This window comes from Weissella diestrammenae (genome assembly GCF_014397255.1).
Taxonomy (GTDB): Bacteria; Bacillota; Bacilli; order Lactobacillales; family Lactobacillaceae; genus Weissella; species Weissella diestrammenae.
This window is the reverse complement of the sequence record NZ_CP060724.1, coordinates 602,488-616,436: the sequence shown is the minus strand read 5'-3', so window position 1 is coordinate 616,436 and position 13,949 is coordinate 602,488. Positions and strand designations below refer to the sequence as shown.

Genomic DNA, 13,949 nt, shown 5'->3' with positions numbered 1-13,949 from the left:
GACCGTTTGACCGCATTTGCAAGGAGGAATAGCTACCATGGCTAAGAAGTATGGAAAGAAGTATTTAGCTGCAGCTGAAAAAGTTGAAGCTGAAAAGTTGTATAACTTGGATGAAGCAGCTGCATTGGTAAAGGAAATTGACTTTGCCAAGTTTGATTCAACTGTTGAAATCGCATTTAACTTGAACGTGGATACACGTCAAGCTGACCAACAATTACGTGGGGCTGTTGTTTTGCCTAACGGAACTGGTAAAGATCAAACAGTTGTTGTCTTCGCTCAAGGTGACAAGGCTAAAGAAGCCGAAGCAGCTGGTGCAGACGTTGTTGGTGGTGCAGACTTAGTTCAACGTATCGCTGATGGTTGGTTAGACTTTGATGTTGCTATCGCAACACCAGACATGATGGCTCAAGTTGGACGTGTTGGACGTGCCTTGGGACCTAAGGGATTGATGCCTAACCCTAAGACTGGTACTGTTACATTCGACGTTGCAAAAGCCGTTGAAGAATCAAAAGCCGGAAAGGTTACTTACCGGACTGATCGTGACGGAAACGTTGCTGTACCTGTTGGTAAAGTTTCATTCGACGCTGACAAGCTTGTTGGTAACATCAAGACAATCTCAGACGTTGTTTTGAAGGCTCGTCCTGCAGCAGTTAAGGGCGCTTATGTTAAGCACGTTTCAATTGCTTCAACATTTGGACCTGCAATTAACTTAGACGTTACTAGTCTATAATGCGTTATTCGCGATTGTTTGTTGACATGACCTAGGGAAATCTGGTATATTAGCAAATGAATTAAATCGATTCTACCTAAGACGCCGGTGGCTTTATGCCTTAATATCCTGCCGAGGAAGTGAAAATGAGCATTGCGCGAATTTGAGCCCCCGGCACATCATTGTGTTGGGGGTTCTTAGTTAGGATCAAATCTAAACAGGAGGACACATAATCATGAGTGAAGCAACGATTGCTTTAAAAGCACAACAAGTTGAAGAAGTCGCTGATAAGTTTAAGGCAGCCGCATCTTCTGTTGTTGTTGACGTACGTGGATTGACAGTTGAACAAGCTAATCATTTGCGTAAGTCTTTGCGTGAAGAAGGCGTAGAGTTGAAGGTTATCAAGAACAAGGTGTTGACGCGTGCCGCCGATGCTGCTGACTTGTCAGACTTGAAGGACTTATTTGTCGGACCTTCAGCCGTTGCATTTTCTAACGAAGATGCAATCGCACCATCACGTATCTTGAAGAAGTACGCTGATGAAATCGAAGCCCTTGAAATCAAGGGTGGTGTGGTTGATGGTACAATTGCTGGTGTCGATGACATTAACAAGTACGCATCATTGCCAGACCGCGACGGATTGCTATCAATGTTGTTATCAACATTGCAAGCACCTGTTCGTAATGTCGCTTACGCAGTTAAGGCTGTGGCAGAGGCAAAAGAAGAATCAGTTGAAGCATAAGCCCAACCGATTTGACGCTAGGATTTATCCTAACAACACTATAAACTACGCCGTAAAGGCAATATAAGAGGAGATTATTATCATGGCATTTGATAAAGATTCAATCATCGCTTCATTGAAGGAAGCTACGATTTTGGACTTGGCTGACTTGGTTTCAGCAATTGAAGAAGAATTTGGTGTTTCAGCCGCTGCCCCTGTTGCCGCTGCTGGTGCAGCTGGTGCCGGTGCCGAAGCTGCTAAGACTGAATTCGATGTTGAATTGACTTCAGCAGGAAACGCTAAGGTTCAAGTAATCAAGGCAGTTCGTGAAGTTACTGGATTGGGATTGAAGGAAGCTAAGGATCTTGTAGACAACGCACCTTCAGTTGTTAAAGAAGGACTTTCAGAAGACGAAGCTAACGAATTGAAGGCTAAGTTGGAAGAAGTTGGGGCATCAGTTACTGTTAAGTAATTTTTGACCACTTATTAAAAAGCCATATCAACTTTTGTTGATGTGGCTTTTTTGTGTATTTGTTGATGTTGGTTAATGATTAACAGTTACATTATTATGAAGAAATTTATTTTTGTCAGGTACCAAGTAAATCACCTATGCTTGCACATCAACGATGTTAATCCTATCTTGTGTTGCATCCATGGTTGCCCAGTGATTTAGCGGACCATGACCGTGCCCAACGTTAATACTTTGACGAATTGTTGCGTCAACATAATGCTTAGCGTAAATGATGGCGGCTTTGAGTGAGTCACCAAGTGCTAAGCGCGCAGTAATGGCGGCAGAAATGGTATCACCAGTGCCATGTGTTTTAATAGTCGCAAAACGCTGACTTTCAAGCCAAAAAGCGGATTGATCGGCGAGCAAGACATAGTCGCGTACAACAGGTTCGTCGCCATGGCCACCTTTGATGAGGACATTTTTTGCGCCAAGCTGTTGCAATTGGTGGGCAGCTTGTGCAATTTCAATATCAGATTGAATCGTTGTACCAGTCAAAACCTCGGCCTCAGGTAAATTGGGGGTCACGAGGGTGCTAAGCGGTAATAAATTCTGAATGACGGCTGTTACAGCTGAATCTTCAAGTAAGTGGGCCCCACCTTTAGCGACCATGACTGGATCAAGAATGAAGGCGCCAAAATCATATGTCTGTATGGCTTTTGCAACGGTTGTGACCGTTTGGGCATCGCCCAGCATACCAGTCTTAACGGCAGAAATGTGCAGGTCATCAGCCACTGACTTTAATTGCGCCGCTACCATGGTTGGTGACACCATTTCAACGGACTGCACCCCAGTTGTATTCTGTGCTGTAATTGACACGACAACGTTAGCGCCATAGACGCCATTCATGGTAAATGTCTTTAGGTCAGCACTCATACCAGCGCCACCACTGCTATCAATTCCGGCAATCGTCATTACTTGTGGTGTGGAATTAGTCATTATTTGTTCCTTTCATAAACGCATTGCGCCAAAACTTTTGTTCAAAGGTATACGAATCAGCGTAAATTGATAGATAGTCGGTATAATCATACTTGGCCAAAATATCTTGATAATAACTAACTAAGCGGGCATAACTTGCTTGTTGATAGTAGCCAGTCCAAGCACGATAGGGGGATTGATTGGCAATGTGATTGGCAATGAAATGATACGACTCGACACAAGGTAAAATCGCCATGGTCCCAGCGATGGGAGATAAGGCAGTAGCGGCTTGCATGTGTGCCACGTATGCTTGTCCATTGGCGTCCATAGGTTGTTTAGCGATTTCAGTGCTGAGGCTGAGATGCGCAGCTGTTTCATCATCAACAAAAGGCCGAGTCAAGCCAAATGCTTCATCAATTGTATCAACTAATGGTTCAAAGGCTGTAATGTATTGATTATCTTGTGCCGTATAGTAGTCAGCAATATCATCGGTCAGCGTGCCTGTTGCTAAAGCGTGGATAAATGGTTCTTGCATGATTGCCGCCATACCAGTGGTTTGAATTTGTTTGAGAGTGTTCATTTTTTTAGCTCCAATCGGTAAAAAATTGCAGATAAAAACCGGCTAACTGCTCTGAATTTAACAGGGGAGATGGCCGGTTGAATTGATTGGCATGATGCTAAAAAATTGACACCTATATCTTCCTCCGCATGCATTATCATGTTCAGGTCAGTGGGTATTTCTCAGCAATTAAGCACCCCAGATAGATTATTATTTATAATCTTAGTATAGCTAAAATGGCCGACTGTTGCAAATGAGCTGAAGGAACGGTGTCGGACTGCTATAATTAAGCGTAGAAGCTTAAAAATAACGATAATGGCATAGAAACTGAATGAATTGAAGGAATTGTGCAATGCAGATTTTGACAATGGATGGCAGTAAAATCGTATATGATGTGTACGGACAATCGCATAAACCACCCTTAATTTTATTACATGGTAATAATGGACGAGCCAACGATTTTAAACGCCAGATTAAAGTTTATCAAACGCATTTTTATGTCATTGCAATTGATACCAGAGGTCATGGCCGTTCAACTAATGAAGCTGATGATTTAACGTATCAGACACTTGTTCAAGATTTAGAAAGTTTGCGACAACAGCTGAAATTAGAACGTATGATTCTAGTTGGGTATAGTGATGGCGCTAATTTAGCCTTACGTTATGCGCATGATTTCCCAATGTATGTTGCGGCAATGGTATTGAATGCCCCCAATCTTTCGTTGGCAGGTCTTTATGCACCAATTGTTTGGATTGCCCGTTTTTTGACTGCAATTTTACACGGGCTACGACATGGATCTGCATTTTTAATGCGTAAGTATTTGCAAACGGCATTAATGTTTGAACCATTAGGAATCCAGCTATCAGATTTAACAACTATTCAGGCGCCAACGTTAGTCTTTGTTGGTCAATTTGATTTTATTAAACGACAACATACACAGGCAATTGTGGCGCATTTGCCCAAAGGACATGTGCAAATTATTAAATGGCGGACGCACTTGATTATGCAAACTGAACCGCAATTATTTGCGCGAGTGACACAAACATTTTTAAAGGAACAAGGAATATGAAAGCTAAAACACAAAAGGGCGCGATGATGCGTAAAATTATTGGAATTGCCACGGCGTTTGTTGTGTTTTTTGAGTTAGGGGCGATGATTAGACATCTTGATTTTCACCCATTGTTACAGTTATTTAAGACCATTCCAACGAGCTTATTTCTGATTTGTTTTGTGGTTGGCGTATTTGCCGGTAGTTTTGCGCTTGGTTATGATTATATTTTGCATCGTTTATTGAGTCCGGATGTAAAAATGAGTTGGCGTGATGGCTTAACAGCATGGGCAGGGAATGCAGTTCATAACGCATTGGATGTCGGTGGTATTGTCAGTGTCAAATTACATCAGTTAGCTTTTGACAAAACAACGGTTTCAAAAGCAACCTTTAGACAATTATACTGGCTCAGTCAAAGTGGATTGGCTATTTTTAGTGCCATCGCATTATTAATGCACGTGATTAATCCCGGTTTCTACAGTCAAATCCATGATACATGGTATGTGATTGGTATGTTATTACCGGTGATTGGGTTATGGATCACTAAACGCCGTTATCAACTAAAAAAAATGTTGCCAACCATTCGCATGCGACAAATCATCGGTGTTTCTGGCCTGGATTGGCTTGCAAAAGTCGGTACTTTCTTATTAATTGGCATTTTATTTGGGTTTCCAATTGATTATTGGCAAGTCATACCGCTCTTAATTGCAGCCCATGTCATTGGACTGGTCACATTGATTCCTGGTGCATGGGGGAGTTTTGACCTAGTGATGATTATCGGGCTGATTGGTATGGGGCTCGATAGCGAAGCTGCATTCTTGTGGCTATTGATTTATCGGTTAAGCGACACAGTAACCCCATTACTATTGGGCTTGTTTATTTATCTTTGGCGCGCATTGACCGATATTAATCAAGAATTTCGCGGTGTACCACAAGATTTGACGATTAGTGTCATGCATAAAATCGTGACTGGACTCCTATATTTTGGTGGGATTACCTTGATTCTCACTGGTACTTTGCCGGGCACACTCACTCAAATTCATTGGTTGGCACATTTTAATCCATGGGCTTCCAATTTGCTCTTACAGTTACCCAATATTTTTATTGGGGTATTACTAGTAATGGCTGGTCGCGGGATTGCAAGTCGTGTTCGACGTGCCATGCTGCCCACTATGGCACTGCAAATGATTGGGATTGGTTACGTACTTTATTTTCATCAGAATTGGCAACCATTGGTGCTATTTGGGATGATTTTCTTGCTGACGTGGGGTATTAAATCAGCTTTGTATCGACAACAATTTATTTATAGTTGGGAGGCACAGATTTTTGACGGCTTTATTTATGGTGGCATTTTTGTTACCTATCTGATCTTAGGTATTTTAAATATGCCGCGTTTTGCTGGTCCACATCATCGACCCACGCAGGCATTGGCGCTTTTGATTCCGTCAATTCACTGGTGGTTCACTGGGGTGATTGCATTGGCAGTCATTATTCTCGCGGTTGTTGCATTACGTAAGTATTTTGCTGGGCATATCGAGCGCTTGGGTGACACAGTTGATGAAGCTCGCCTTGCAACAATTTTGGCTAAAGGTGATAATCACTATGCTAATTTGGTCTTTCTAGGTGACAAACGAGTTTTTTATTATCAAGATACGGTCGCAATTCAATTCCGCTTAATCAATAATAAAGCAGTCATGATGAGTGATCCATTTGGCGTTGCTAGTGATTTTAAATCGGCCTTAAACGCCTTTATTCATGAAGCTGACCGGTTGGGCTACATACCAGTTTTTTACGAGGTGTCTGAGTCAGTTGCTATGTTGGCACATGAATTTGGCTATAATTTCCTAAAATTAGGTGAAGAAGCGTGGGTGGACACACTAACGTTTAAAACAGCTGGTAAGAAATTTGCCAATATTCGAAGTGAAATCAATCAAGCCACGGCAGCAGGATTTGAATTCGCAGTCATCCAGCCACCGTATACAGATAAGTTTTTGCGGACGTTACGTGCCGTTTCAGATGAATGGCTAGCTGGTCGTGAAGAAAAAGGCTTTTCACTTGGTTTTTTTGATGCCTCATATTTACAACGGTATCCAATTGGGATTTTAAAACGGGCCGATGGTGAAATCGTCGCTTTTGCCACCTTAATCACGTCCCAGACTGAAAATCAAATGACGGTTGATCTCATGCGATTTTCTAAGGCAGCCCCCAACGGGACGATGGACGTCTTATTCGTGAAGGCCTTTGAGTATGCCCGTGAGCAAGGGGTAACGACCTTTAATTTGGGCATGTCACCTCTTGCTAACGTTGGGATTAATTCACAAGGGTTCATTCGGGAACGCCTAGCTAATTTAGTCTATCAATTTGGGTCACGGATTTATTCATTTGAAGGATTACACCATTATAAAAATAAGTTTGCATCAAGTTGGCACCCTTATTACATCGCCTATTCATCACGTTCAAATCTCGTCATTGTGATGTTAGCCTTATCGGCGATTGACAATCCAGGCATCGATTAATTGGGAACAGACGATGGGTAATCAAGTACTTTTCTGGCCTTAAAATTATTTATGCTCGTTGTGAAGACAATTAAAAAACAGCATCCTTGATTTCACCGGTTTATGAGTCAAAAGGTTCATAAGCGGTTCAATCTAATCAAAGATGCTGTTTTTTTATTGTGTTTGATTAACGGTTAAAGTATGCCTTAAGGGTATCAACTTTATCTAAACGTTCCCAAGGTAGATCAAGTTCTGGGCGTCCAAAATGTCCGTAGGCGGCGGTTGCTTCATAGCGTGGCTGCCTTAAATCTAGGTCTGCGATGATACCAGCAGGCCGTAGTTCAAATAAGTCGCGAATGGCCTGAACTAATTGGTCTTCTGGTACTTGACTTGTGCCATATGTTTCAACGGCGATTGAAACTGGCGCTGCGACCCCAATTGCATAGGCCACTTGAATTTCAATTCGTTCGGCTAAGCCAGCTGCCACAATGTTTTTGGCAATATGGCGCGTCGCGTAAGCGGCTGAACGGTCAACCTTAGTTGCGTCTTTTCCCGAAAAGGCACCCCCACCATGCCGGGCATAGCCACCATACGTATCAACAATGATTTTACGGCCAGTCATACCGGCGTCGCCTTTGGGACCACCGATGACGAAGCGACCCGTCGGATTGATGTAGTAGCGCGTATCAGCATCAACCAATTCGGCTGGCAAGACTTGGTCGATAATCAACGCCCGGACATCTTGGCGAAGTTTTTCTAAAGTGACCGTGTCACGATGTTGTGTTGATAGGACAACTGCTTCGATGCGTGTTGCGCGGTCATGCTCGTCCAATTCGACTGTGACTTGGGCCTTGGCATCAGGTAAAAGGTAGTCCAGTTCACCGGAACGGCGAACTTCAGCTTGCTTGCGAACAAGGGCGTGCGATAAAACAACTGATAATGGTAAATATTGATCAGTTTCATTCGTCGCATAGCCAAACATCAAGCCTTGGTCACCAGCACCAATTTGGTCAAGCGGGTCAACGCCACCAGCTTCACGTTGTTCAATCGCAGTATCAACCCCTTGTGCGATGTCAGGTGATTGTTCGTCGATTGTTAAGGCGACGTGGATATCATCGGCCAAAAAGCCTGCATCTGGGTCACCATACCCGATGCGTTTTAGGGTTTGCCGCACGATTTGATTCATGTTGACGTATGCGCTTGTTGATACTTCACCAAAAATATTGACGAAACCTGTTGTGACAGACGTTTCAATGGCTGTGCGAGCATTTGGATCTTTTGCCAGGATTGCATCCAAAATGGCGTCTGAAATTTGATCAGATACTTTATCGGGGTGCCCTTCTGATACGGATTCTGATGTAAATAAACGTTTTTCTACCATAGTATTAAACTCCTAAATATGAATGTTGTAATCGTATCAGCCATGTAAATCATGAGAAAAGATTATGATGACATTAAAAAATGACATACGATAGGGCGTATGTCATTAACGATCATTACGCCTATCTGCTAGAAGTTACCACATCGCCCGATATTGGGTACGCTGGTGTCAGATCAAAGGGTCTAGTCCCTCCCTGAACTCTTGATAGGAATGTTACTTTTTAATTTGATTTTATTACTAAACCTAGTTTACACTAAATAAAAAATTTGACAAGGATAGCTTTGACTCTGGATAATGAACAACAGATAAAAAGGGTATCAATGAGGAGTCGACTATGGATCAAAAGAAGCAGGAACGGCGGCAAACACTACTAATTGCCTCATTAATTTTTGGGATGTTTTTTGGCGCTGGAAATCTGATTTTTCCAATCCACCTCGGGCAAATGGCGGGGGATCACTGGTTACTGGCGGCTATTGGCTTTATTCTTAGCGGGACTTTAGTGCCGTATTTAGCTATGTTGGCGATTTCGAGCACTAACAGTGATGGTTTATATGATATTGCCCGACCTGTGTCACATTGGTTTGCACTATTTATTGTCGCGGCCTTCCATTTAGTCATTGGGCCATTTTTTGCGACTCCTAGATTGCCGGCAACGGCATTTGCGACTGGTGTCGCACCACTATTACCAGTAAAATATCAATCGCTTGGTATGTTGATCTATTCGGCAATTTTCTTTGGTGTGGCGTATCTATTAACAATTAAAAAAGCTGATATTACGGCATGGGTTGGTAAGTATTTAAACCCAATCTTTTTATTCGGATTAGCCGCATTACTCATCGCAAGTTTTGTCTTGCCAATGGGTAATTTGCAACATACACCGTTACCTGCGTATCAAGTGGGTGGGATTTTTCAAGGCTTTATGGAAGGCTATAACACGATGGATGGTTTGGCCCTGCTTTCGTTTGGAATTACCATTGTCTATGCCTTACGCGGATTAGGGATTAAACCCCAACTCATTTCTAAAAAATTAGCCCAAGCGGGTGCTTTAAGTATTATTGCGGAAGCTGTGATTTATTTTGCTTTGATTTTAATGGGGACGATGAGTTTAGGCCTCTTTAAAATTTCTGATAATGGCGGCATCGCCTTGGCTCAAATCATTAATCATTATGCTGGCCGTTTTGGCGTCATCTTTACTGCCGTTTTGATTACCTTGGCTGTTTTGACGACAGCCATGGGGCTATTTCAATCATTTGCTCAAGACATGGAAGTGGCTTTCCCTAAAATTGCTTATCGTTATTGGCTAGCCTTCATTGCAATCGCATCGTTTGTGGTGGCGAACTTTGGCTTAACCAATATAATTGCCTGGGCAGTCCCAGTTCTCATGTTGCTTTATCCATATGCGCTTGTTTTAATTTTATTAAGTTTGACCAAGCGTTGGTTTAACGGGGCACCAATTGTTTATCGTTGGACGATTACATTGGTGACATTACCAGCTTTGGCGGATATGATTGCTGCCTTGCCAATCGTTTCGTCAGTTGCGAGCCTAACGCAATTTGCTGATTGGTATCACGACACAATCCCATTGAGCGCTTTGGGATTTGGTTGGCTTTTGCCAGCAATCGTTGGGGCCGGTATAGGCTATGGTTTGTATTTATTGTCATTAAAGCATTGAAAACGCTTTCCTGTTTCAAAGATTCTTAGTTAATTCTTCCAATTTAATTCATATCATCACGGCATGATAAGAGGTATCAAATGAATTGGAGAATGATAGCATGACAGGACGTTTAACAGGTAAAGTAGCAATTGTGACGGGTGGAACACTTGGAATTGGGTTGGCTGTGGCCACGCAATTTGTGGCCGAAGGGGCTAAGGTCGTTATCACCGGTCGTCGCGCCAATGTTGGTGAAGAAGCGGTGGCTTCAATTGGTGGACCGGAAGTCATTCGCTTTGTTCAACATGATGCCGCCGATGAAGCTGGTTGGATTGATTTGTTTGAACAAACAATTGCTTGGTTTGGTCATGTGGATACCGTCGTGAATAACGCCGGTATTGCCATTGGTAAAAATATTGAAGAAACGACTTTTGATGATTGGAAGCTGCTACAATCAATTAATTCGGACGGTGTTTTCTTGGGTACTAAATACGGTGTGCAATACATGAAGAACCAGCCGGGTGGTGCATCAATCATTAATATGTCATCTATTGAAGGGTTTGTTGGTGACCCGAACTTGACGGCTTACAATCACTCAAAGGGTGGGGTACGAATTATGTCAAAGTCAGCAGCGCTTCATTGTGCGTTGAATGATTATAATTTACGTGTGAATACAGTGCACCCAGGTTATATTAAGACCCCATTGGTTGGTAATTTGGAGGGGGCTGAAGAGGCACAATCACAACGAACACAAACCCCAGTTGGTCACATTGGAGAACCCAATGATATCGCCTACATTTGTGTGTATCTCGCATCAGAAGAATCAAAGTATGCGACTGGTGCCGAATTTGTGGTCGACGGTGGTTACTTAGCAAAATAAGCTATATATTAGATATTAGCAAAAACGTCTCCATTGGGGGCGTTTTTTAGTATTGGTTATGTTTAGGTCAGCCAATTTAGGGTTTGGTTGATATTAGCCTACGTGCAAGTGGTCGGAATGGTATTAGTGAAATGTGTGAAATTCAGGTACAATAAAAGAAATTCACAATGGGTGCAAAGTGACCGATTGAAGATAAAAAATGGAAAGTGGGAATGACATGCCGCGCAATATATTGCCAGTTAAATTAAATGAAATTCGAGAAGGCCTTGTCAGTGATGTTTTGCATAATGGTATGGGTGTTATTCTGGTAGACAACACATATCCCGTGAAATTGGTTGATGCTTTTTTAGGTGAGACGATTCAATATCAAGTGACGCAGGTGGATCGGCTGTCAGCATTTGGACAAGTATTACAAGTGTTGAAACCTGATTCTCAGCGTATTGATGCGCAAAAGGCGTATTTGTTGACGGCCGGTGTTGCGCCGTATGTTAATTTGAGCTACGATGGTCAACTTAATTTGAAACAATGGCAAGTACAAAAAGCGTTTGCAGCACACAGCGTGAAAGTCGACGTTGCTAAGACAATTGGTACCGATCAACCCACACATTATCGAAATAAAACGGTGGTGCCCTTAAAGTATCAAGCGGGCCAATTAGTTACTGGTTTTTTTGATCGTCGGGATAAAGTGACTTTGGTGCCAATGGTTGATTACTATGTCAATCAAGTGCAAATTGACGCTGCGGTTGGTCTTGTGCGAGATGTTCTAGCGCAATTTAATACGCCTGTCTACGATGATGGGACCCATCAAGGCGCCATGCGGTATATCATGATTCGGCGTGGCTACTATTCCCATGAATTAATGGTGGTTCTAGTCAGTCATGAATCAGAGTTGCCAAATGAAGATGAGATTGCAAAAGAGATTGCTCAACGCGTGCCAGAAGTAACAAGTGTTATTCTTAATCATAATCCGCGTTCGACAAATCAACAATTGACTGGTGATAATCGGACACTTTGGGGACAAGCGGAAATTCATGATACGTTATTGGGTCGTGATTTTGTAATCGGACCGAATTCGTTTTATCAAGTTAATCCAAAAACAACCGAAGTACTGTATCAATTAGCGGCCGATGTGGCTGAACTAAAACCCACTGATACAGTGATTGATGCCTATTCTGGTATCGGTACGATTGGCTTGACAGTTGCCGATAAAGTAGCAACCGTTCTCGGAGTTGAAGTCGTCGCACGCGCGGTCGCAGATGCACAGATTAATATTGCCAATAATCATATTACGAATGCCCAATATGTGACCGCAGATGCGCCAGAACAGATGCAGCGTTGGAAAACTGAGGGACTGAAACCAGATGTGATTTTTGTTGACCCACCAAGACGTGGATTGACCACAGAATTAATGGACGCAGTAGTTGATATGCAACCTGACCGGTTTGTTTATATTTCATGTAATCCAGTGACGATGGCTCGAGATAGTGCGTATCTGTTGGCTCATGGCTACCAGATTAAAGGGTCAGTCCGACCATTAGACCAATTTCCACAAACTGCCCACATTGAAGCAGTGGCATTGTTTATTCCAAACGACGATACCAGTGTTTAATCGATAAGCTGTTGATTAAAAAAGCCACCCACTTTGATGTGTGGCCTTTGGGTTTGGCGTTGGTGGTTTAAATTGAAAAGATAAAAGCAACAATAGTAATCAAAAACGACCACGCCGAATGGCGTGGTCGTTTTATTTTCGAATTCACATGATGAGCAATCGCGTTGTTTAATTGCGTTGAATCAAAAGTGCCGCTTCATTTGACAAGAGGTCATTGAATTGCTGAACACTATAGGTTTCAGCAGACAAAGTCTGAGCATACGCTGCTACGGTTACCATGGCTTCATCGTTTGTATGACCATCCAAGACAATTAACCCATGATTACGTAAATAAAGTTGTAATTGACGGATTGTTTGGACCAGTGAGCCGGCATCAATTTGCGTGTCAATTTGGAATAGAATAACGGCAATCGGCTCATTTGGATCAAGATAATTGATAATCTGAGTAAAATTCTTTTCGATTGGCTCAACGCGAGCGGTTAAACCACTTAAAAAGAGTGAAGCTGCCATGTCGTCAATTTCATTTTTTTGATCAGAGAAAGAGAGGACGTGACCGCCATCACCGACCCGACTGGCCAGGAAGCGTGTGACATCACCAGCCTTAATGGTGGCATCAATTGCAGTGTCACCGACATGTAAATATTCATCAATGATGATTTGAGCTAAATGATGAGTTTTACGCATTTTTGAAGACCTCACGTGTTTTATATTTAAAAATAAATTCTTTCGACATAATTAACAAAAAACCACCAAGTGCCATACCTGCCAGAACGTCTGATAAGTAATGCACGCCAAGATAGACCCGACTCAATGGAATCGCAATAATTAAACTGGTTAATAATGTCAAAAATGCATAACGGATATAGTCGTTATGAATATAATAATGAACTAGGATAATGAGTGAGCCGTATAGCAATACCGCATTGAGGGCATGACCAGAAGGAAACGAGTACCCATTTTCATGCACGATATGCAGTAATGAAGGCCGGGGACGGGCAATACTGTGCTTTAAAGCAAGCATGGCGCCGAGGCCAAAGACGCCAACGTTAACAATTAAAAAAACAGCAATATCGTATTTTTTAAATAACAAAGCAATAACAAATGCAATACTAGCCACAAAAGCGGTCCAAGTTGGATTGCCAGCACGAGTTACGTTCATAAAAAACCATGACCGTTCAGGGGTAATTGGTTCGCGAATCACATTTTTGCCGAATTGATCAATGAGCTGAATATATGTTGAATGATTTAAAACACCGTATGCCAACCAACAAAAGACGAATAGGCCAGCTAAGGCACATCCAATTTGAAAATAATCAAATTTTCGCATGACGACTCCTTTTGAAATATACTATGTCTAATCTTATCACATTCCTCAATGCGAGTTGAACGGCATTAGGGTGAATCAAAGCTTATTTTGATGGTGATCAATGTCTCGCAACCAGTCGATATGTGGATTAAATGCGCAATAGA

General features: G+C 42.4%; 13 protein-coding genes, 1 riboswitch and 1 other annotated feature. Of the genes, 8 read left to right on the top strand and 5 right to left on the bottom strand.

Translation table 11 applies throughout. The features are described 5' to 3' along the window. Positions 1-37 precede the first annotated feature (37 nt). The 3 genes from rplA to rplL all read left to right on the top strand — a co-directional run bounded on the left by rplA (position 38) and on the right by rplL (position 1,902). Positions 38-730, top strand: coding sequence for a 50S ribosomal protein L1 (gene rplA, locus H9L19_RS03115; RefSeq protein WP_187529690.1), 693 nt, complete (start codon positions 38-40; stop codon positions 728-730). Positions 731-787: 57 nt separating this feature from the next. Continuing rightward, positions 788-918: a sequence feature (ribosomal protein L10 leader region), on the top strand. A 26-nt stretch (positions 919-944) separates the two neighbouring features. Beyond that, positions 945-1,451, top strand: a complete 507-nt coding sequence (gene rplJ, locus H9L19_RS03110) for a 50S ribosomal protein L10 (RefSeq protein WP_187529689.1) — start codon at positions 945-947, stop codon at positions 1,449-1,451. 82 nt (positions 1,452-1,533) lie between these two features. Beyond that, positions 1,534-1,902 (top strand): 50S ribosomal protein L7/L12, encoded by a 369-nt coding sequence (gene rplL, locus H9L19_RS03105; RefSeq protein WP_187529688.1) that lies wholly within the window; start codon positions 1,534-1,536, stop codon positions 1,900-1,902. A 135-nt stretch (positions 1,903-2,037) separates the two neighbouring features. Here rplL and thiD read toward each other — a convergent pair whose 3' ends face one another. Further along, a complete protein-coding gene (thiD, locus tag H9L19_RS03100) occupies positions 2,038-2,877 on the bottom strand; it encodes a bifunctional hydroxymethylpyrimidine kinase/phosphomethylpyrimidine kinase (RefSeq protein WP_187529687.1) in 840 nt (279 codons plus the stop codon). Continuing rightward, complete coding sequence (locus H9L19_RS03095; RefSeq protein WP_187529686.1) at positions 2,870-3,436, bottom strand: transcriptional regulator; 567 nt, start codon at positions 3,434-3,436, stop codon at positions 2,870-2,872. The genes thiD and H9L19_RS03095 overlap by 8 nt, the downstream gene beginning before the upstream one ends. Positions 3,437-3,538: 102 nt before the next feature. Next, a riboswitch (TPP riboswitch) is annotated at positions 3,539-3,626 on the bottom strand. A 141-nt stretch (positions 3,627-3,767) separates the two neighbouring features. Between H9L19_RS03095 and H9L19_RS03090 the strand changes: the two genes are divergently transcribed. Continuing rightward, positions 3,768-4,484 (top strand): alpha/beta fold hydrolase, encoded by a 717-nt coding sequence (locus H9L19_RS03090; protein ID WP_187529685.1) that lies wholly within the window; start codon positions 3,768-3,770, stop codon positions 4,482-4,484. Beyond that, positions 4,481-6,979, top strand: coding sequence for a bifunctional lysylphosphatidylglycerol flippase/synthetase MprF (gene mprF, locus H9L19_RS03085; RefSeq protein ID WP_243198209.1), 2,499 nt, complete (start codon positions 4,481-4,483; stop codon positions 6,977-6,979). Before H9L19_RS03090 ends, mprF begins: the two co-directional genes overlap by 4 nt. 166 nt (positions 6,980-7,145) lie before the next feature. Here mprF and metK read toward each other — a convergent pair whose 3' ends face one another. Further along, positions 7,146-8,339 carry a methionine adenosyltransferase gene (metK, locus tag H9L19_RS03080; protein ID WP_187529684.1) on the bottom strand — a complete coding sequence of 398 codons (1,194 nt, stop codon included), beginning with the start codon at positions 8,337-8,339 and terminating at the stop codon, positions 7,146-7,148. Between the two features lie 334 nt (positions 8,340-8,673). On the opposite strand from metK, the gene brnQ reads away from it, so the two are divergent. The 3 genes from brnQ (at position 8,674) to rlmD (ending at position 12,479) form a co-directional block, all read left to right on the top strand. Beyond that, a complete protein-coding gene (brnQ, locus tag H9L19_RS03075; RefSeq protein WP_187529683.1) occupies positions 8,674-10,011 on the top strand; it encodes a branched-chain amino acid transport system II carrier protein in 1,338 nt (445 codons plus the stop codon). 100 nt (positions 10,012-10,111) lie between these two features. Continuing rightward, positions 10,112-10,870 carry an NADP-dependent (R)-specific alcohol dehydrogenase gene (locus tag H9L19_RS03070; protein WP_187529682.1) on the top strand — a complete coding sequence of 253 codons (759 nt, stop codon included), beginning with the start codon at positions 10,112-10,114 and terminating at the stop codon, positions 10,868-10,870. A 217-nt stretch (positions 10,871-11,087) separates the two neighbouring features. Continuing rightward, positions 11,088-12,479 (top strand): 23S rRNA (uracil(1939)-C(5))-methyltransferase RlmD, encoded by a 1,392-nt coding sequence (gene rlmD, locus H9L19_RS03065; RefSeq protein WP_187529898.1) that lies wholly within the window; start codon positions 11,088-11,090, stop codon positions 12,477-12,479. 168 nt (positions 12,480-12,647) lie between these two features. Here the strand turns inward: rlmD and H9L19_RS03060 are convergent, their stop codons facing one another. Together H9L19_RS03060 and H9L19_RS03055 are read right to left on the bottom strand one after the other, a co-directional pair. After that, positions 12,648-13,163 (bottom strand): hypothetical protein, encoded by a 516-nt coding sequence (locus tag H9L19_RS03060; RefSeq protein WP_187529681.1) that lies wholly within the window; start codon positions 13,161-13,163, stop codon positions 12,648-12,650. Beyond that, on the bottom strand, positions 13,156-13,806 hold the full coding sequence (locus H9L19_RS03055) for a phosphatase PAP2 family protein (RefSeq protein WP_187529680.1): 651 nt from the start codon (positions 13,804-13,806) through the stop codon (positions 13,156-13,158). The genes H9L19_RS03060 and H9L19_RS03055 overlap by 8 nt, the downstream gene beginning before the upstream one ends. Between the last annotated feature and the right edge of the window lie 143 nt (positions 13,807-13,949).